Annotated in this window: 17 protein-coding genes; 7 read left to right on the top strand and 10 right to left on the bottom strand. The window is 71.4% G+C overall.

The features are described 5' to 3' along the window. Window positions 1-13: 13 nt before the first annotated feature. Window positions 14-2,011, bottom strand: a complete 1,998-nt coding sequence (locus FHR82_RS14730) for a glycosyltransferase (RefSeq protein WP_184810938.1) — start codon at window positions 2,009-2,011, stop codon at window positions 14-16. After that, entirely contained in the window at window positions 2,008-3,021 is a 1,014-nt protein-coding gene (locus FHR82_RS14725; RefSeq protein WP_184810937.1) for an SH3 domain-containing protein, read from the bottom strand. The genes FHR82_RS14730 and FHR82_RS14725 overlap by 4 nt, the downstream gene beginning before the upstream one ends. A 308-nt stretch (window positions 3,022-3,329) precedes the next feature. Between FHR82_RS14725 and FHR82_RS14720 the strand changes: the two genes are divergently transcribed. Beyond that, a complete protein-coding gene (locus FHR82_RS14720) occupies window positions 3,330-4,160 on the top strand; it encodes a class I SAM-dependent methyltransferase (RefSeq protein WP_184810936.1) in 831 nt (276 codons plus the stop codon). Here FHR82_RS14720 and FHR82_RS14715 read toward each other — a convergent pair. The 3 genes from FHR82_RS14715 to FHR82_RS14705 all read right to left on the bottom strand — a co-directional run bounded on the left by FHR82_RS14715 (window position 4,087) and on the right by FHR82_RS14705 (window position 6,672). Then, entirely contained in the window at window positions 4,087-4,959 is an 873-nt protein-coding gene (locus tag FHR82_RS14715; RefSeq protein ID WP_184810935.1) for a hypothetical protein, read from the bottom strand. The genes FHR82_RS14720 and FHR82_RS14715 overlap by 74 nt on opposite strands. A 97-nt stretch (window positions 4,960-5,056) precedes the next feature. Then, window positions 5,057-5,743 (bottom strand): class I SAM-dependent methyltransferase, encoded by a 687-nt coding sequence (locus FHR82_RS14710; protein WP_184810934.1) that lies wholly within the window; start codon window positions 5,741-5,743, stop codon window positions 5,057-5,059. Next, window positions 5,740-6,672 (bottom strand): oxidoreductase, encoded by a 933-nt coding sequence (locus FHR82_RS14705; protein ID WP_184810933.1) that lies wholly within the window; start codon window positions 6,670-6,672, stop codon window positions 5,740-5,742. Before FHR82_RS14705 ends, FHR82_RS14710 begins: the two co-directional genes overlap by 4 nt. A 228-nt stretch (window positions 6,673-6,900) precedes the next feature. Between FHR82_RS14705 and FHR82_RS14700 the strand changes: the two genes are divergently transcribed. Further along, the gene (locus tag FHR82_RS14700; RefSeq protein WP_184810932.1) at window positions 6,901-7,863 is read left to right on the top strand and encodes an aldo/keto reductase; all 963 of its coding nucleotides are present in this window, start codon (window positions 6,901-6,903) and stop codon (window positions 7,861-7,863) included. Window positions 7,864-7,867: 4 nt separating this feature from the next. Here the strand turns inward: FHR82_RS14700 and FHR82_RS14695 are convergent, their stop codons facing one another. The 3 genes from FHR82_RS14695 to FHR82_RS14685 all read right to left on the bottom strand — a co-directional run bounded on the left by FHR82_RS14695 (window position 7,868) and on the right by FHR82_RS14685 (window position 11,018). Further along, window positions 7,868-8,623, bottom strand: coding sequence for an SDR family NAD(P)-dependent oxidoreductase (locus FHR82_RS14695; RefSeq protein ID WP_184810931.1), 756 nt, complete (start codon window positions 8,621-8,623; stop codon window positions 7,868-7,870). A 20-nt stretch (window positions 8,624-8,643) separates the two neighbouring features. Continuing rightward, window positions 8,644-8,955, bottom strand: coding sequence for a GNAT family N-acetyltransferase (locus tag FHR82_RS14690; RefSeq protein WP_376706412.1), 312 nt, complete (start codon window positions 8,953-8,955; stop codon window positions 8,644-8,646). A gap of 422 nt (window positions 8,956-9,377) precedes the next feature. Then, a complete protein-coding gene (locus FHR82_RS14685) occupies window positions 9,378-11,018 on the bottom strand; it encodes a TM0106 family RecB-like putative nuclease (protein ID WP_184810930.1) in 1,641 nt (546 codons plus the stop codon). 83 nt (window positions 11,019-11,101) lie between these two features. On the opposite strand from FHR82_RS14685, the gene FHR82_RS14680 reads away from it, so the two are divergent. From FHR82_RS14680 to FHR82_RS14660, 5 genes are all read left to right on the top strand, one after another. Then, a complete protein-coding gene (locus FHR82_RS14680; RefSeq protein WP_184810929.1) occupies window positions 11,102-11,584 on the top strand; it encodes a DUF6474 family protein in 483 nt (160 codons plus the stop codon). A gap of 100 nt (window positions 11,585-11,684) precedes the next feature. Continuing rightward, entirely contained in the window at window positions 11,685-12,062 is a 378-nt protein-coding gene (locus tag FHR82_RS14675; RefSeq protein WP_184810928.1) for a hypothetical protein, read from the top strand. Beyond that, entirely contained in the window at window positions 12,059-12,214 is a 156-nt protein-coding gene (locus FHR82_RS14670) for a hypothetical protein (RefSeq protein ID WP_184810927.1), read from the top strand. The genes FHR82_RS14675 and FHR82_RS14670 overlap by 4 nt, the downstream gene beginning before the upstream one ends. Window positions 12,215-12,233: 19 nt before the next feature. Continuing rightward, window positions 12,234-12,908 (top strand): response regulator transcription factor, encoded by a 675-nt coding sequence (locus tag FHR82_RS14665; RefSeq protein WP_184810926.1) that lies wholly within the window; start codon window positions 12,234-12,236, stop codon window positions 12,906-12,908. Beyond that, window positions 12,905-14,347: a HAMP domain-containing sensor histidine kinase gene (locus FHR82_RS14660; RefSeq protein WP_311771082.1), complete on the top strand. Its 1,443-nt coding sequence runs from the start codon at window positions 12,905-12,907 to the stop codon at window positions 14,345-14,347. Before FHR82_RS14665 ends, FHR82_RS14660 begins: the two co-directional genes overlap by 4 nt. Here FHR82_RS14660 and FHR82_RS14655 read toward each other — a convergent pair. Together FHR82_RS14655 and FHR82_RS14650 are read right to left on the bottom strand one after the other, a co-directional pair. After that, complete coding sequence (locus FHR82_RS14655) at window positions 14,325-17,066, bottom strand: FAD-binding and (Fe-S)-binding domain-containing protein (protein ID WP_184810925.1); 2,742 nt, start codon at window positions 17,064-17,066, stop codon at window positions 14,325-14,327. The two genes, FHR82_RS14660 and FHR82_RS14655, sit on opposite strands and share 23 nt — an antisense overlap. Window positions 17,067-17,077: 11 nt before the next feature. After that, window positions 17,078-17,917 (bottom strand): SDR family oxidoreductase, encoded by an 840-nt coding sequence (locus tag FHR82_RS14650; RefSeq protein ID WP_184810924.1) that lies wholly within the window; start codon window positions 17,915-17,917, stop codon window positions 17,078-17,080. Window positions 17,918-17,947: the final 30 nt, after the last annotated feature.

Raw genomic sequence — 17,947 nt, 5'->3', positions numbered from 1 at the left:
AACGTGACGGCGCTCAGCCACCAACCGCCTGCGGTCCGCCGGTGGCGCTGGGTCGGGACCCACACTTGAAAATGCGGGGAGGCGGAACAGCCGGCGGGACCGCGCACGCCACCAGCACGTCCCGCATGCGGCGGCGGAACTCCGCGGGCGAGAAGTGGATGCGGCAGATCTCCATCAGCCCCTGCTGCACCTCGGTCCACAGCACGGGGTCGGTCAGCAGCTTGTGGCACAGCTCGACGTGCTCGGCCGGCGACGCGCCGATCAGGTGCCGGGCCGTCCAGCCAAGGTGCAGGCCCTCGCCGCCGACCGGGGTGGTCACGAACGGCAGCCCGGCCGCCATCGAGTCCACGAACTTGATCTTCACGCCCGCGCCGTACCGCATCGGGACCACGTGCAGCAGCGCGGACTCCAGCAGCGGCCGCGGGTCGGGCACCTTGCCGACCACCTCGATCGCCGGGCCGTCCAGCGCCAGCACCGCGGGCGACGGGTCCGCGCCGACCACCCGCATCCGCAGGTCCGGGTGCCGCTCGCGCAACGGCGGCAGCACCTCGCCTGCCAGCTCCAGCACGGCGAACTCGTTGGGAGTGCGCGGGGTCGCGTCGAACCCGCCGAAGAACACGATGTCGCGCCGCGCCGCGAAACCCGGCACCTCGTCCGGCACGTGCGCCGGGTAGCACGCCACGTGCACCGACGAGCCCGGCGCGACCCGGCGCGCCCAGTGGGCCTCCTCCTCGCTCACGCACACGGCGACGTCGGCCCACGTGAACGCGTCGACCTCCTGCTGGCGCAACAGGTCTGCCTGCACGGCCCACGCGCGGCGGTCCCGTACCTCGTCGGCGGTACCGAAGTGCTGCTCCGGGCGGCGGTGGAACAACGCCTCCGCGTCGTACACCTTCACCGCCTGCGGCTGCGCCTCGGCGATCGGCTTGCCGTAGCCGACGAAGTTGTGCGGCCGGAACACGACGACCACGTCGTACAGCCCGGCCCGTTCGCGGGACCAGCGGCCGGGATCGCCGACCCCGTACACGACCTCGATGCCCTTCGCGGCGAGCGCGGGCGCCACCTGCTCGGCCCGTTCCGGCGACACCGCGAAGAACGTGACGCGGGCGCGCGGGTCGGCCTCCCGCCACGCGTCGACCACGGCCATCGTGCGGCCGTCGCCGCGGCCGCGGTCCGGCTGCGGGACGCGGTCGTCGATCAGCAGCACCCGGTACGGCGCGATCTGGTCACGCAGCCACCACTTGCGGTGTGGGTGCTCGTCGAGGCCGACGACCGGCGCGCGGCGGGCCAGCTCGGCGGGCCACCGCTTGACGAACGTGGCGTGGTTGAGCCGCATCAGCTCGTTCGCCCGCTCCGACGAGCTGCTGCCGTGGCGTTCGTGCACGACCGCCGACGCGGGTTCCAGCCACGTCTGCCAGCCGTGCGCCCGGAGCGACAGCATCAGGTCGACGTCCTCGAAGTACGCGATCTCGTACTCCGGCGAGAACCCGCCCGCCGCCAGGAAAGCCTTGCGCCGCACCACGAGGCAGGCGGCGGAGGCGTAGTCGACCTCGCGGGTGAACACCGGGCCCGCTGTCATGCCGGCGTCGACGGCCCGGCACCAGCCGTCGCCGCCGATCACGCTGCCCGCCTCCTGGACCGTGCCGTCCGGGTTCAGCAGCACCGGCGACACGGCGGCGGCTTCCGGCCTGGTGTCGAGGAACGACAGGAGTGGCTCCAGCCAGCCCTCGGTGACCTCGATGTCCGCGTTGAGGAAACACAGGAGCTCGGTGTCGGCGTGCCGCACGGCCAGGTTGCCGCCCGCTCCGAACCCCAGGTTCTCCGGCATCCGCAGGACCGTCGCGCCGGTCAGGTTCTTCTCGAGCCACTCGCCGGTGCCGTCCGGCGACGCGCTGTCGGCGACGATCACCCGGTAGGGCTGGGGCGTGTGCTCGGCGAGCAGCTCCAGGCACCGCACCACCAGCTCGCGCCCGCCGTAGGACACGAGCACGAAGGTGATCCTCGGTGTCATCCGCGCGCCTTCCCGTAGGCGTCGCGCAGCGGCCGGGTCCAGCGCACCAGCTTCGTGCCCTGCCAGGCGGACAGCTCGCTCTCGACGTGCGCGAGCCGCGCGGCCAGCTCCTCGTTCTGCCTGGCGAGCTCGCGGTTGCGGTCCCGCAGCCCGGCGGCCTCGTCGACCGCCTCGTCCCGCTCCCGCCACGTCTCGGCGAGGGGCTCGACCAGGCGCTGCCGCTCGACGAGCATCCGCTCCCGCAACAGCCAGTGCGCCAGCCGCAGCGCGTGGTTCTCCTCGGCCAGCACGGCCATCCGGGTCCCCAGGTCGCCGCCCTGCTCGGCGAGCGTCTTCTCCGCGAGGGCGGCGAGCCGGTCCAGCTCGTCCCGCAGCTCGGTCACGGAACCACGCGGCGCGGGCCCAACGCAGGACACACCGAGCGCGGCACACGCGGCCGCGACGTGCTCGTCGTCGGTGGTCACCGATCGCGCGCCGGAGAGGATGGCGAGCCGGTCCTCGAACACGACACCCGCCGGGAACTCGGACACGTCGTAGTCGCCGTCGGGCAGCTCACCGAGCTGGCGCAGCTGCGCGACCCGCACCGGCAGTGTCTCCAGGCCGACCACGTGGTCCAGCAGGAAGGCCGGGTCGGCCTCGGCGACGAACGCGGCCCGTGCCGCGAGCACCGCGGGCACCTCCCGGACCCCGAACGGCACCACCGGGTGCGCGGGATCGAGGCGAGTGGCGAGCTCGAGCGTGAACGGGTCGTCGGAGCACACGACGGTGAGCGTCGCGGCCGCGGCGAGTTCGTCCGGCGAGCGGTCACGCAGCGGTTCGGCGACGAGCCCACCGTCCGCCACGGCAGGGCGACGCCAGCCGTCGGGTGAACAGAGGGTCATCCGCCAGCCCGGCAGCCGCGCGAGCAGCTCCTGCTGGATCACCCGTCCGAGTAGCTGGTCTCCGAGGCCGGGCTGGTCGGCCGATGTCCAGATCGCGACCGCGCCCACCCCGGTGCTTGGTGCTGGCACGGCGAGACTGTACCCACTTCGGGAACCCCGCCGATACCGACCGTGTTCAGCCGATCGAGTTAACCCCTCCGGCGTGTCCCCCGTCACATCCCGGGCTCGCCGTGGGAACGGTAGAACGATCACTCCCGTCGCAGTCAGGTCCGTACGAGCAGGAGGCGACACCGTGGTGATGCAGATCCTGGTCGTCAGCGTGGTGGCCGTGATCTTCCTGGTACGGCTCACGGTCGCGCTGTACGACCGCCCTTCGCGGCAGGGGAACCAGGACGGCTAGATTGTCCCGCGCACCTGAGGCGAGGGGACGGCAGGACATGACCAGTGCGGCGACGGACCTCTACGCGCGGCCCCGCGAGGTCGAGGGCGTGGCGGACTGCTACTTCTACCACTCGATGGAGATCCCCGGGCACGGTGACGTGACCGGCGAGTGGGACCTGCGCGGCGACGAGCACCGGTATCTGGGCGGCGTCGACCTCGGCGGCAAGCGGGTGCTCGAACTCGGCGCCGCGAGCGGCTTCCTCACCACCTACATGGAGCGCCAGGGCGCCGACGTGGTGGCCTACGACCTGTCGGAAGAGCACTCCTGGGACGTGGTCCCGTTCGCGGGCAACGACCTGGCCCGGTTCGACACGATCCGCCGCGACCACCTGCGGAAGATCAACAACGGCTTCTGGCTCAACCACAAGGCGCGGAACCTCTCCGCGAAGCTGGTCCACGGCACCGTCTACACGGTGCCGGAGGAGATCGGCCAGGTCGACGTGGCCACGTTCGCGAGCATCCTGCTGCACGTCCGGGACCCCTTCCTGGCGTTGCAGACCTCGCTGCGGCTGGTCCGCGACATGGTGATCGTGACGGACGTGTACCCCGCCTCGGAGTACCACCTGGTCGGCGACTTCGTGGACGCCCCGGACAGCGAGGTCCCGACCCCGCTCCCGCCGGAGGCCCACGGCCAGCCGAAGGCGACGTTCCTGCCGCAGTACTGGGACCACGCGTACGGCGACACCTGGTGGCACATGAGCCCGGAGACCATCCGGCGGTACGTTGGCGTGCTCGGCTTCGAGAACACCGAGATCACCTACCACCACGCGTACGCGGGTGGCCGGCGAACTCTGCTGTACACGGTCGTCGGTCACCGCACCCGCTGAGCAGCACCAGCGAGGTCAGCCCGATCGTGAGCCCGCCGGCGGTCCCGAGCAGCGCGGGCCACGCGGGCGCGCCGCCGTCGAGGAACGTGTCGCCGAGCGAGTTGACGGTGGCCCACGCACTCCAGGAGAACATGGCCCCGGCCCCGACCCAGGTGACGACGACGGGCACCCAGAACCGCCCACGGATCCGGTTGGTCATGACGACCGTGCCCGCGGCGGCACCCAGCGCGAACGCCCCGAACAGGATGTCCTGGAAGGTGCCCTGGGCGATGAACCGCACCCCGCTGGCTGCGGCGAGCAGTGCCCCCACGTGTGCGGCAACGGCCCGCACCGGCCCGGCCGCGGGAACGTCAGCGGTGTCGAGCCGGAACACGAACGGCCACCGGTGCGACGCGTAGAACACGAACGCGATCGCGAGCATCACGCCCTGCCAGGCGAACCCGCCGTAGACGAGCGGCTGCACCCACGGTGCGAGGAACGGCTGCGGATCCCCGAAATCCATGCTGGGCAAGAGGATCGCGATCGGCGCGAGGAACCCGGTCCCGATCCAGATCGGGACGAGGACGAAGAACCCGGGCACCCGCAGTCCCCACGAGTAGGTGAACGCGAGCGCCACGAGTATCGCGACGGCGTCCATGGCGGCGGTGACCGCGTTGAGCACCAGGACGCTGGTGTCGTCGAACAGCGCGGGATCGGTGACCCCGATTGTGCCGCCGGACAGCCAGATCGCCTTCAACAGCAGGTAGGGAAGCGTCCCGAGGACAGCGGCCCAGCCGATCGCGTGCCTGACAGTGATCATGCACCCCAGCGTGCTCCGCCGAGCCCCGCGAAACGTCCCGCCGAAGCGCGAACCGGCTCCCCCGCAGGTATGACGGCGCGGCCTACGTGCGCTGGGCCTACGTGCGCTGGAACAGGGCCGTCCACAGGAACGGGACGCCGTAGTGCGGGGAGTCGGCCGGTTCCGAGGTCATCCGGCGCAGCTCGATCTCGGTCAGGTCCTCGAAGATCCACCGCAGGGAGTCCTCCGAGTACCCGAGGCCGCCTTCGAGCCTGCCGCGCCGGTACAGCTCGGTGTCCGGCACCACCGACCCCATCGACCCGGCCGCGAAGCACGCGAGGCCGAGGTGCCCGCCCGGCTTCAGGCAGCGGTCCAGCAGCGACAGGTAGCTGACCCGGCGGTGCGGCGGCAGGTGGTGGAAGCACCCCGAGTCGTACACGAAGTCGTACTCACCCAGCTCCAGCGTGAACGCGTCGCCGCACAGGAACCGGACCTCCGCCTCCCCCGCCCGTTCCCGCGCCCACTCGATCGCGGCGGGCGACAGGTCGACGGCGTCCACGGAGAACCCGGCCGCGGCGAGGTGCAGCGCGTTGCGCCCCGGGCCGCAGCCGAGGTCGAGCGCCCGGCCCGGCGACACGAGGCCGCGCTCCAGGTACGACACGAGGTTCTCGTCCGGCTTCGCCGCGAAGAACGGGACCGGCCTGTCGCGGTCACCGTAGAAGTCCTGCCACTTCGGGGTGTCCACGAAAAGACCGTCGAGGAGTGCCAGCAGGTCCTCGACCGAACGCACGTCCCGGCCCGTCACGGGGTCAGGTCGATGTGCACTCCGGTCAGCTCCTCCGAGATGTCCCACAGTCGTTTCCCCAGTTCACGGTCTCGTGCCTCGTCGAGCGGTTCGACGAGCGTCGGGAAGCCCTTGCTCTCCTTGCGGCCGTCCGGTCCCCAGAACTGACCGCTCTCCACATCAGCGCCCACCGCCGCGTAGACCTGCGGAAGCGCGCCCATCTCGACCTCCTGGGCCATGACCCGGTTGGTCACCTTCAAGATCAGTTTGCCAACCCCGGTCGGGCCTGCGGACTGCAGGTTCGTCGCCGCGTAACCGGGGTGGGCGAGCACGCTGCGCAACGGGAAACCGCTGGTGCGCAGCCGCCGGTGCAGCTCGAGCGCGAACACCACGTTCGCGAGCTTGGACTGCGAGTAGTACTTGGTGCGGTGGTAGCCGTGCTCGCCGTGCAGGTCCTCGAAGTGGATGCGACCGCGTTTGTGCAGGCCGGAGCTGACCGTCACCACGCGCGGGTCCTCGGCCTGCAGCAGCGTGTTGAACAGCAGGATCGTGAGCGCGAAGTGCGCGAGGTGGTTCACGCCGAACTGCAGCTCGTAGCCCTGTTCGGTGAGCGTGCGCGGTGGCATCATCACCCCCGCGTTGTTGACCAGCACGTCGACGTGCTCGACCCCCGCGGCGAACTCCCGCACCGAGTCCAGGTCGGCGAGGTCGAGGTGGCGCAGGTCGAACCGGCCGTCCGGTTGTTCGGCACGCAGTGCCTCGACCGCGGCCGCACCCTTCTCGGTGTCCCGCACGGCCATGATCACACTGCCGCCGAGCGCACCGAGCGCACGCGCGGTCTCCAGACCGAGCCCGCTGTTCGCGCCGGTCACCACGAAAACGCGTCCGACCTGGCTCGAAACGTGCTCGGTGAGCCAGTCCGCCGCCGACGGTCTGTCCCCCTCAGCCACGATTTTCGCTCCACAAGTCCCGCTCAGCCACGATGCTCGCTCCACAAGTTCCGCTCAGTCACGATTTTCGCTCCACAAGTTCCGCTCAGATGCCTTGCCCATGCTCCACAGCCTGCCTCACTGATCCCCGGAATTGATCGTGCTGATGGGAATACCCGATGTGTCGAATGTCAATACCAACCCGATTGGCAGCTGGATCGAAGGCGGCACTCTCAGTAGCCTGTCGCCGTGGAACTCCGTCACCTGGGAGAATCCGGGCTCGTGGTCAGTGCGGTCGGTCTCGGCTGCAACAACCTGGGCCGCCCGGGCACGGCTGCGGAGTCACTGGCCGGTTCCCGGGCGCTCATCGCCGCCGCGGTCGACGCCGGCGTCAACCTGTTCGACGTCGCCGACGTGTACGGCGCGCCCCGTGGCCGCAGCGAGGAACTGCTCGGCCAGGCGCTGTCCGGCCGCCGCGACAACGCCGTGATCGCGACCAAGTTCGGCGTCGACATGCAGGGCATGAACGGCCCGGACTTCGGCGCCCGCGGCTCGCGGCGCTACGTGAAACGTGCGGTCGAGGCGTCGCTGCGCAGGCTCGGCACCGACTGGATCGACCTGTACCAGCTGCACCGCGCCGACCCGACCACCCCGATCGAGGAGACGCTGTCCGCGCTGGACGACCTCGTGCGTGAGGGCCTGATCCGGTACGCGGGCGTCTGCAACCTCGCGGGCTGGCAGGTGGCGGACGCCGTGTGGCTGTCGCGCACCAACCACTGGGCGGGCGTGGTCGCCGCCGAGAACCACTACTCGCTGCTCGAACGCGAGGCCGAACGGGACGTGATCCCCGCGTGCCAGCGGTTCGGGCTCGGGCTGCTGCCGTACTTCCCGCTGGGCAACGGCCTGTTGACCGGCAAGTACCACCGCGACACCGACCCGCCTGCGAACGCGCGCCTCGCGGGGCGCTCCCGCCTGCTGGCCGACGCGCCGTGGGACCGCATCGAGAAGCTGCGCGCGTTCGCCGAGGAACGCGGCCTGCCGATGGCGACGGTCGCCATCGGCTGGCTGGCCGCGCAGAAGCCGGTCGGCTCGGTGATCGCGGGTGCCACCACGCCGGACCAGGTGGTGGCGAACGCCGCCGCGACCCAGTGGCACCCGTCCGACGACGACCTCATCGCACTCGACGAGATCTGCCCGCCCGGCAGGCGGTGACCGCTCAGCGCGGCGCCATCCGCAACGCGCCGTCGAGGCGGATGACCTCGCCGTTCAGGTAGTCCTGCGCGATGATCGACAGCGCGAGGGTCGCGTACTCCTCGGGGTTGCCGAGCCGCTTCGGGAACGGGATCCCGGCGGCGAGCCCGGCCCGGAACTCGTCACTGACGGTCGCGAGCATCGGGGTGTCGATGATGCCGGGCGCGATCGTGCAGACCCGGATGCCGGACGTCGACAGGTCACGCGCGGCAGGCAGGTTCATGCCGACGACGCCGCCCTTGGACGCCGCGTAGGCGACCTGCCCGATCTGCCCGTCGAACGCCGCGATGGAGGCGGTGTTGATCACGACACCGCGCTGGCCGTGCTCGTCGGCCTCGGTCTTGGCGATCTCTTGCGCGGCGAGGGTGACCACGTTGAACGTGCCGATCAGGTTGATCTCCACGACCTTCTTGAACAACGCGAGGTCGTGCGGCCCCTTCTTGGACAGGATCCGCGCCGACGGCCCGATACCCGCGCAGTTCACCACGGTCCGCAACGGCCCGTGCGCGGCGGCCGCGTCGACGGCGGCCTGCACCTGGTCGGGCTCGGTCACGTCGGCCCCGACGTAGGTGACCCCGGCGACCTCTGGCGCCCTGTCGATGGCGACCGGCAGGTCGACGGCGAACACACGGGCGCCCTGGTCGGCCAGCGCCTTGGCGGTCGCACCACCGAGCCCGGACGCGCCCCCCGTCACGATGGCGGAAGTGTCACTGATCAGCATGCCGACAGGTTAACGCTCGATCACTTCAGCTCGGTCGACAGCAGGTCCATGAGCAGGCCGTCGTGCCAGCCCCTGCCGTCCGGGTCCCGCTCGTAGCGCCGCAGCACGCCGACCGGCCGGAACCCGACGGCCTCGTAACACCGGATGGCGGCGACGTTGTCGGCGGCGGGGTCGATGACGATCCGGTGGTGCGCCCGGTCGTCGACGAGGTGCCGGGCGAGCGTCCGCACCGCGTCCTTGCCGATCCCGCGGCCGTGCACTGCCGGGTCCACGTAGATGTCGATGGAGGCGTGCCGGTAGTCCGGGTCGTCCTCCTCGCCGTACTGGACCATCCCGCGGACCGCCCCGCCGACGAAGATCGCGAAACAGGTGACGTCGTCCTCCGTGCCGTCGTCGGCAGGCGCACCCCCCGCGCCCGCACCTCGGGCGTGGCCCGGATCCGCCGCAGTTCCGGCAGGTGTTCCGGGGTCAACGGGACGAGCTGGACAACAGCACCTTGGAGCACCCGGTCACGCTATCTCCGGTCCCGTGGTTTTCGCGGCCATTTTCTGCTACCCCTCGCCGTCCGAATGACGTTGTGTGACGTGGAGCAGGAGCACCAAAGGGATGGCGGCGAGGAGGGCGAGCCCGACGAAGAGACCGGCGGCGGCGAGGAGTTCCATGACATCCACCCTGGTAGGAGGACCGCTGCGCGCGCGTCCCCCAAGAGGGGTGATCTGCCATCCTTCCGGGGGACGAGTCAAGTCACCGTGTGCTACAGATCACCCACGTACGGCACGTCGTACACAGCCGGTGACGACATCCAGTGCCGCAGGGCGTGGGTGGCCCGGACGTCGTCCTCGTTGTACTCGAGCAGGCGGATCCGCTGGTCGTCGTCCGGCGCGGAGCCGTCCATACCGACCGCGTCGCGGTACCAGCGCATGCTGTTCTCGCCGCTGGCCTCCGAGTCGCGCCACGAGAAGCCCGCGGCGGGCGCGATCGTCTTCAGGCCCTTGCCGCGCGAGCACAGGAAGTGGTCACGGACGCTGCCGAACAGGTCGAACCACGCGTCGGACGTGATGAACGACTGCACCTGCGCGGTCGTCGGGATGCCGGGCTTGCCCGCGAAGCGCTTCGCGGACGACAGGAGCCAGCGGTTCTCCGCCAGTTCGTTGTAGCAGTACGCGCGGAAGCTGAGCCCCCGCGCCCGCGCACGGAGCCGCACGACTGTGAGCCACTGCCAGAACGCGGCGAACGACCGCGCCTCGTCGTCGGTCGGCAGCGGTTCCCACGTCGCGAACGCGCGGTAGCCCTGCTTCTCGCCCACGTCGGCGCCGGTCAGCAGCGCGCCCCACAGGTAAGCGCCGGAGTCGCCGAAGCTCTCCATGTCGACGTCGACCTCGACCTCGGCACGCGGCACGTGGATGTCCGGCACCCTGCGCACGACGGTCAGGTCCGCGAGCCACGCCTTCGCGAGGCCCACCGCGTCGGACATCGGCATGCCGGTCGGCGGCAGCGACTCGTCGTCCGGGTCGAGCACGGCCAGGTCGTCGACGGTGCGGACGCCGACGGCACGCAGGCTCGCGGCCTCCTCGCCTCGCACCACCAGGCTGACGTCCCTGGCCTTCTGCAGTTCGACCTGGCAGATCGGCCACCACGGGCACGACCGGCACTCGACGATCCGCGACGGCTGCGCGAGCGCCTCCGCGCCGGTCGCGGCCGCGTTCGCCACGGCGAGCCGGTCGGCGAACCTGGCGTCGTACTCGGCGAGCGCGTCCCGGCCACCCGGCCAGGTCGGCGCCTCCAGGTCGTGCCACACGACGACGTCGCCGTCGAGCCCCACCACCCCGGCGACCGCCGGGCCGGGCGCGGCGCGCCCACAGGCCTGCAGCAGCCGGTAGGTGTGTGCGAGCCGCAGCACGTCGCGGGGCTGCGGGCGCACGCGGCGGCGCTTGTCGGACCGCCTGGCGTCCGGCCACGGCTTCGACAGCGGCGAGGTCTGCGCACCGGAACCGGGATCGCTCACCTTGTGCCGCACCACGAGCACCGGCACGTACCCGCCGTCGACCGCGACCAGCAGGTCCATGTGGCCGCGCCGGCCACCTGCCTCGTCGCGCGGCAGCTGGGGGGCCCAGATGAACCGGGCGCCTTCCGCCATCGCGTCCAGCGTCATCTGCTCGCGGTCGCTCGCGCGCACCTCGGACCCGCGCGGGATCTCCGTCCAGCCCGGGCCGACCAGGCCCGCGATCTCGTCGGCGATCGAGCGACGGTGCGCGGCCGCGTCGGCCTTGCGCTGCTCGCCCGTCGGATCGGGCGGCGCGGTCGGTGCGTCGGCCATCGTCGGGTCGTGCTCGAGGTGCACCCGACGGCGGCAGCGGTTCACCACGCCTGAGTCGAGAAGCACCGATGTCGTCACGGTACGCAGTCTAGGCGGGACCACCGACAGAACCTGGTGGGCAGCGGGTGCCGAGGCTGGTCAGCACCGATAAGTTGAGTGCCATGGCACTGAGGAAGCGCAAGGCCGCGGGTGGTGTCGGCGGTGGCGCGGAGTCGAGGTTCACGCCGAAGCGGACGAAGAACGCGATCGCCGTCGTCAAGATCATCGGCCCGGCCGTGATCCCGGTGGTCGCCCCGCACGTGCTGCGTGCGCTCGGTGAGGTGCGCGACCGGTACGACCGGGGCCGGGCCCGGCGCCTCGGGGTGCCCCTCGATGAGCTGTCCCGCTTCTCCGGCCGCGGCGGCGCGCTGCACGCGCGGATCTCCGGTGCGGCCGACGCCGTCAACGAGCTGCGGGACCGCCCCGACGCGTCGGCGGACGACAAGGCGTTCGCGAACCGGAGCGACACGACGCTGCGCCAGCTCGCCGCCGCGGTCCGGGCCGCGGAGCGGATGCCAACGGCCCGTCGCAAGGCCGCGCACAAGGCCGCGTCGACCGAGCTGGACCAGCTCGAGGAACGTCTTCTGCATCGTCTCGGCGTGTGAGCCACAGCGTCTGACCACACAGCGTCTGACTGCGTCTGACTTACAAACCCCGAACATTCCCCTGTCCTTCTGCTCACCTTGGCACGCCAAAGTGAGTCCCATGCGAAACCACCTCACCACCGCTGCCCTGACCATCGGCCTCGTGCTGGCCGGCGCGACCACCGCGGCGGCACAGCCGACCGACCCGGTCACGATCACGCTCAGCCCGGAGCAGGTGCAGCACCTGTGCGAGAAGCGCCTGCCGAAGATCGAGAAACGTGCCGACCGGTTGCTCGAGCGCATCAACGGCGGACCGGAGGTCCGCGGCTCGGCGGAGTGGCTGCGCGCTCGCGCGACCAGGGAACGCGAAGCAGGCCGCGAGACCACCGCACAGTTACTCGAGGAGCGAGCCGACCGCCGGGCGGGCCGGGTCGACGACCTCACCAAGGTCAAGCAGTGGGCCACCGACTTCCGCACCGACCACTGCGAGGCGAAGTGAGGCGGCTGGCAGGCACGCTGGCGCTGCTCCTGTCGCTGACCGCCGGCTGCCGGGGCGACAGCGCCCCGGCGCCAGGCGGCGGCGTGGACCAGCAGGTCGGCGACATCGAATCCACATTGGACGCCGTCGAATCCGAAATGGCCGGTGACTGAATGAGTGCTATACAAAACCATGTCCGATGATGGCCGCGGCCTGATCCTGGTCGTGGAGGACGACCCGGCCATCGCCGACCTGGTGCAGCGCTACCTGCTGCGTGAGGGCTTCGGCGTGCACCTCGAGAAGGACGGCGCGGCAGCACTGGCGGCGGTCCGCAGACTCCGCCCGGCAGCCGTAATCCTGGACGTTGGCCTCCCGTCGATGGACGGCATCGAGATCTGCCGAACCCTGCGAGCAGACGGCGACTGGACCCCGATCCTGTTCGTCACGGCCCGCGACGACGAGGTGGACCGGGTGCTGGGCCTGGAACTGGGTGGCGACGACTACGTCACGAAGCCGTTCAGCCCGCGCGAGCTGGTGGCGAGAGTCCGGACGGTGCTGCGCAGAGGCCCGACGGCGGCGGAGGTGCTGGAGGTGGGCCGAGTCCGCGTGGACATGACCCAGCGCCGAGCCTGGGCGAACGAGGTGGAGATCGCGCTGACCTCCACCGAGTTCGACCTGCTGGCCCAGCTGATGCGCCGCCCGAACCACGTCTTCGAGCGGAGGCAACTCCTGAGCACGGTGTGGGGCTACTCGGTGACGGGCACGAGAACGGTGGACGTCCACGTGGCGCAACTGAGGGCCAAACTGGGTGAGGCCAGCCCCATCCGCACGGTACGGGGCATCGGCTACGCCGCGGACCGCCCGTGACCACGCCACCAGGGCCGGCGCGACCGGAGTCCCCGCCGCCGCGGGGGCCGGTGGGCGCCGGTGGCGGGAAGGTGCGGCGGCAGGCGGCGCAGCGGTCCTCGTTGTGGGTGCGTACCTACGTGCTGGGGCTCGTCGTGGCCGGGGTGACGGCGTTGGTCGCCGGGGTGGTGTCGGTTGGGCTGGTGATCAGGCAGTCGCGGGATGTGTTGCGGGAGCAGCTTTCCGCGCAGGCCGACGTGGTGTCCGCGCAGCTCGGGGACGTGCCGGTGGCCGCGCGGCGGGTGACGGAGATCCTCGACCGGCTTGACGTGGACGTGGTGCGGCGTGGGCCCAACGGTGGCATCGCGGGTGCCGACCAGCAGGCCGTGCGTGCCGCGCGGCGGGCCGGGTTCGCCAAGGTGACCGTCGACCGGCCGCTGCACGGCAGGGTGACCATCGCCGGGGTCGAGTTCCTCGTCGAAGGGCGGGCGCTGGCCGATCGTGGGGCGGTTGCGCTGGTTCAGCCCGTCGACGTCGCCCGTGGGACCGGTCGTGAGTTGCTGCGCAGTCTGCTGTTCGCGTTGTGCGTCGGCATCGTGGTCGCGGCGATCGCCGGGGTGGTGCTGGCACGGTTGCTGGCCCGGCCGCTGCGCCGCACTGCCGAGGTCGCCGTCAGCATGAGCCACGGGCGGCGTGATCTGCGCGTACCACCGGAAGGGCCCAAGGAACTGGTCGAGGTCGGCGAGTCGATCAACGTGCTGGCCGACGCCCTCGCCCGCAGCGAAGCGCGGCAACGCGAGTTCCTGCTGTCCGTCTCGCACGAGCTGCGCACGCCGCTCACCGCCGTCCGCGGTTTCGCCGAGTCGCTCGCCGACGGTGTGGTGACCGGTGCCGAGGTGCCCGCGGTGGGCCGCACCATCGAGACGGAAGCCGAGCGGCTCGACCAGCTCGTGTCCGACCTCCTGGACCTCGCGCGGCTCGGTGCCGACGACTTCCGGCTGGACCTCGTCGACGTCGACCTCACCCAGCTGGTCGCCGAGTCCGCTCGGGTGTGGGAAAGCCGGTGCGCCGCCACGGGTGTGCTGTTCCGGGTCGAGAGCCCGGCCGGCGCGGTGGTGGTGCGGACCGATCCCCGGCGGGTTCGTCAGGTCGTCGACGGGCTCGCGTCCAACGCTGTTCGTGCCACCCCGGCCGGGGCCCCGGTCGTGCTCGCGTTGCGCACCGTTCCCGGTGCCGCGGTGCTCGAGGTCCGCGACGGCGGCCCCGGCCTGTCAGAAGAGGACTACCGCAACGCCTTCCAGCGCGGCGTGCTGCACTCGCGCTACCACGGGATCCGGCCCGGCGGCACCGGCATCGGTCTCGCACTCGTGCACGGACTGGTCACCCGCCTCGGTGGTGGCGTCGACGCCGGGCCCGCACCAGAAGGAGGCGCCCGGTTCAGCGCGTCCCTTCCTCGGTGAGTCCTGCCGCCAGCACCTCCGCCAGGTGCACGGCCGTGCGGTCGGTGCCGTGCGCCACCTGTGTCCGGCAGCTGAAGCCGTCCGCGATCACCACCGCGTCCTCTGCCGCCGTGCGTACCGCGGGCAGCAGTGCGCGTTCCGCCAGTGCCTGTGACACCTCGTAGTGGTCGCGTTCGAAGCCGAAGTTGCCTGCCAGGCCACAACATCCCGACGGGACCGACGTCATGTCCACGCCTGCCTTCGCCAGCAACTCGGTCTCCGCCGCGTAACCCAGGGTCGCGTGCTGGTGGCAGTGCACCTGCATGAGCGCCTCGCGATCCACCGGTGGTGGCGTCCACTCCGGAGCGTAGGTCTGCAGGAAACCCGCCAGCGTGAACGTGTTCGACACCGTGCGGTCGTCGCCCGTCAGTTCCGGCACGTCCGTCTTCAGCGCCGACAGACAGCTCGGCTCCAGACCGACGATGGGCGTGCCCGCGTCCAGGTGCGGGGTCAGCACCCGCAGGCTTCGCCGCATCACCTTGCGTGCCACCGAAAGCTGGCCCGTCGACACCCACGTCAGACCGCAGCACACCGATCCCTTCGGCAACACCGGGTTGAACCCGGCGGCCCGCAGCACCGTCACCGCCGCGATGCCCGCCGAGGGGGTGAAGTAGTTCGTGAACGTGTCCGGCCACAGCACCACCGGGCGACCGGAACCCGGATTCCGGCTCAACCACCGGGTGAACGGCTCCGGCGCGACGACCGGCAGCGCGCGTTCCTTGGCGATCCCGCCCATGCGCTTCACCAACGGCGCCATCCGGCCCGACAGCGCCGCGTTCGCCACCCGAGGCATCCGCGCCGCCAGCCGCAGCCAGAGCGGCAGCCACCCCATCGAGTAGTGCGACGCCGGCCGCAGCCGCCGCTTGTAGTGGTGGTGCAGGAACTCCGCCTTGTACGTCGCCATGTCGACGTTCACCGGGCAGTCGCTCCTGCACCCCTTGCACGACAGGCACAGGTCCAGCGCGTCCCGCACCTCCGTCGACCGCCAGCCGTCGGTGATCACGTCGCCTGCCAGCATCTCGTACAGCAGCCGCGACCGGCCGCGGGTCGAGTGCCGCTCGTCGCCCGTCACCTGGAAGCTCGGGCACATCACCGAACCGGAATGGTTGCGGCACTTCGCGACGCCCACGCACCGCCGCATCGCCTGGCCGAAGTCGCCGTTGTCGTGCGGGTACGAGAACGCGGTGCGCACCGACGACAACGGCACGAAGCGCAGGTTCTCGTCGATCCGGTACGGCCGCACCACCATGCCCGGGTTCATCCGGCCCTTCGGGTCCCAGAACTCCTTGAACCGCGCGAACATGGCCATCGCCGACGGGGAGTACATGCGCGGCAGCAGCTCCGCGCGGACCTGCCCGTCGCCGTGCTCGCCCGACAGCGAACCGCCGTGCCTGGCGACCAGGTCCGCGCCCTCCTCGAGGAACCGGCGGAACACCGCGCGACCGTCGTCGTGGACGAGGTCGAAGTCGATGCGGATGTGGATGCAGCCCTCGCCGAAGTGGCCGTACGTGATCCCGCGCAGACCGTGCTTCTCCAGCAGCGCACGGAGTTCCCGCAGGTAGGCGCCCAGCCGGTCCGGTGGCACGGCCGTGTCCTCCCAGCCGGGCCACGCCTCCGAACCGTCCGCCATGCGGGTCGAGATCCCCGAACCTTCCTCCCGCAGCCGCCACAGCGCGCGCTGCGCCACCGCGTCGGTCAGCACCTGGTGCGGCGCAGCGACCACGTCGGCGATGGCCTGTGCGGCCGCCACCCCGTCGACCTCGACGAACAGCCACGCACCACCGTCGGGCAGCGCGGGTGGCCGCTCGGGATTGCGGGCGGCGCGCAGGGCGATGATCCGCTCGTCCATGCTCTCCACGGTCAGCGGCCGGTGCGGCAGGATCGCGGGCACCGTGTCGGCCGCGGCGACGTCGTCCGCGAACCCGAGCACCAGCAGCACGCGTTCCTTCGGCACCGCCACCAGGCGGACCGTCGCGCCGAGCACCGTCACGCACGTGCCCTCGGTGCCGACCAGCGCCTTCGCGAGGTCGCGCCCGTGTTCGGGCAGGAGGTGGTGCAGCGCGTAGCCGGACACCTGCCGCCCAAGCCTGCCGAACTCCGTGCGCAGCACCGCGAGGTTGTCGTCGACCAGTTTCCGCAGTTCCGGCGGCAGGTCGTGGTCGCGGCCGACGGTCATGCGGGTGCCGTCATAGGTGAGCACGCTTAGCTCGACGACGTTGTCGAGCGTCGTGCCCCACGCGACCGAGTGCGCGCCGCACGAGTTGTTGCCGATCATGCCGCCGAGCGTGCAGCGGCTGTGCGTCGACGGGTCGGGACCGAACGTCAGCCCGTGTTCGGCGGCCGCGGCCCGCAGGTCGTCGAGCACCACACCGGGCTCGACCCGCGCGGTGCGCGCGACGGGGTCGATGGTGAACCCGCGCAGGCGGGTCAGGTCCAGCACGAGCCCGCCACCGGTCGAGTTGCCGGCGAGGCTGGTGCCGCCGCCCCGCGGCACGACCGGCACGTCGTGCGCACGCGCGGCGGCGACCGCGGCCACCACGTCGTCGACGGTCGCCGGCCGCACCACCCCGACCGGCACCTGCCGGTAGTTCGAGGCGTCCATCGTGTACAGCGCTCTGGTGCCCGCGTCGAAGCTGACGTCGCCCGACACGGTTTCGGTCAACCTGCGCTGTAGATCCATGGACTCCGATGCTAGGCGGAGAGGACCGACTCGATCGTGTCGGCGACCGGCGTCGTCGGATGTCCGATCAGGGTCCGCAGGTGGCCGGGCGTGTCGGCGAGGGTGCCGTCGGCGATGTTCTGCTCCAGCGCGGCGACGAACCCGGCGACCTCGGCGGGCGTGCCCTGGTCGACGAGGAGCTGCTGGAACTCGGCGGGCGGGAGGCTGCGGTAGGTGACGGACTTGCCAGCGACCTTGCCGATCTCGTCGGCGAACTCGCTGAACGTCCACGCGGTGTCGCCGCTCAGCTCGTAGGCCTTGTTCTCGTGCCCGCTGCCGGTGAGCACGGCGACCGCGGCGTCGGCGAAGTCCTTGCGCGCGGCGGACGCGACCCGGCCGTCCCCGGCGGCGCCGACGATCTCTCCGGTCTTGGCGCCCTGGGCGATCTGGTCGAGGTAGTTCTCGTGGTACCAGCCGTTGCGCAGGAAGGTGTACGGGAGCCCGCTCGCGAGGATGGCCTCCTCGGTCGCCTTGTGCTCCGGCGCGAGGACGAGCGGCGTGGTGTCGGCGTGCAGAGCGCTGGTGTAGACGAGCTGGCGGACCCCGGCCCGCTTGGCGGCGTCGACGACGGCCGTGTGCTGCGGGACGCGCTTGCCAGGCTCGGAGCCCGAGATGAGGAGGACCTGGTCGGCGCCGGCGAGCGCGGCGTCGACGGTCGCGGGCCGGTCGTAGTCCAGCTCCCGCACCTCGACACCGAGGTCAGCGGCGGCCGCGGGGTTGCGCGCCCCGGCGACCACGGTCGCACCCTGCTTGCGAAGCCCTTCGACCACGAGCCGCCCGAGCTGCCCGGTAGCGCCTGTCACGACGATCATCGACACTCTCCAATGGTTAGTACTATCTGT

It is taken from the genome of Actinophytocola algeriensis, assembly GCF_014203735.1.
Lineage (GTDB): Bacteria > Actinomycetota > Actinomycetes > Mycobacteriales > Pseudonocardiaceae > Actinophytocola > Actinophytocola algeriensis.
This window is presented reverse-complemented; position numbering and strand designations above follow the sequence as displayed.

Excerpts from the sequence above, each read along its gene's own strand:
- FHR82_RS14730 (WP_184810938.1), bottom strand. The coding sequence starts at position 2,011 with ATGACACCGAGGATCACCTTCGTGCTCGTGTCCTACGGCGGGCGCGAG.
- FHR82_RS14665 (WP_184810926.1), top strand. The coding sequence starts at position 12,234 with ATGTCCGATGATGGCCGCGGCCTGATCCTGGTCGTGGAGGACGACCCG.
- FHR82_RS14655 (WP_184810925.1), bottom strand. The coding sequence starts at position 17,066 with ATGGATCTACAGCGCAGGTTGACCGAAACCGTGTCGGGCGACGTCAGC.
- FHR82_RS14715 (WP_184810935.1), bottom strand. The coding sequence starts at position 4,959 with ATGATCACTGTCAGGCACGCGATCGGCTGGGCCGCTGTCCTCGGGACG.
- FHR82_RS14650 (WP_184810924.1), bottom strand. The coding sequence starts at position 17,917 with ATGATCGTCGTGACAGGCGCTACCGGGCAGCTCGGGCGGCTCGTGGTC.
- FHR82_RS14690 (WP_376706412.1), bottom strand. The coding sequence starts at position 8,955 with ATGGTCCAGTACGGCGAGGAGGACGACCCGGACTACCGGCACGCCTCC.
- FHR82_RS14695 (WP_184810931.1), bottom strand. The coding sequence starts at position 8,623 with ATGCTGATCAGTGACACTTCCGCCATCGTGACGGGGGGCGCGTCCGGG.
- FHR82_RS14675 (WP_184810928.1), top strand. The coding sequence starts at position 11,685 with ATGCGAAACCACCTCACCACCGCTGCCCTGACCATCGGCCTCGTGCTG.
- FHR82_RS14680 (WP_184810929.1), top strand. The coding sequence starts at position 11,102 with ATGGCACTGAGGAAGCGCAAGGCCGCGGGTGGTGTCGGCGGTGGCGCG.
- FHR82_RS14720 (WP_184810936.1), top strand. The coding sequence starts at position 3,330 with ATGACCAGTGCGGCGACGGACCTCTACGCGCGGCCCCGCGAGGTCGAG.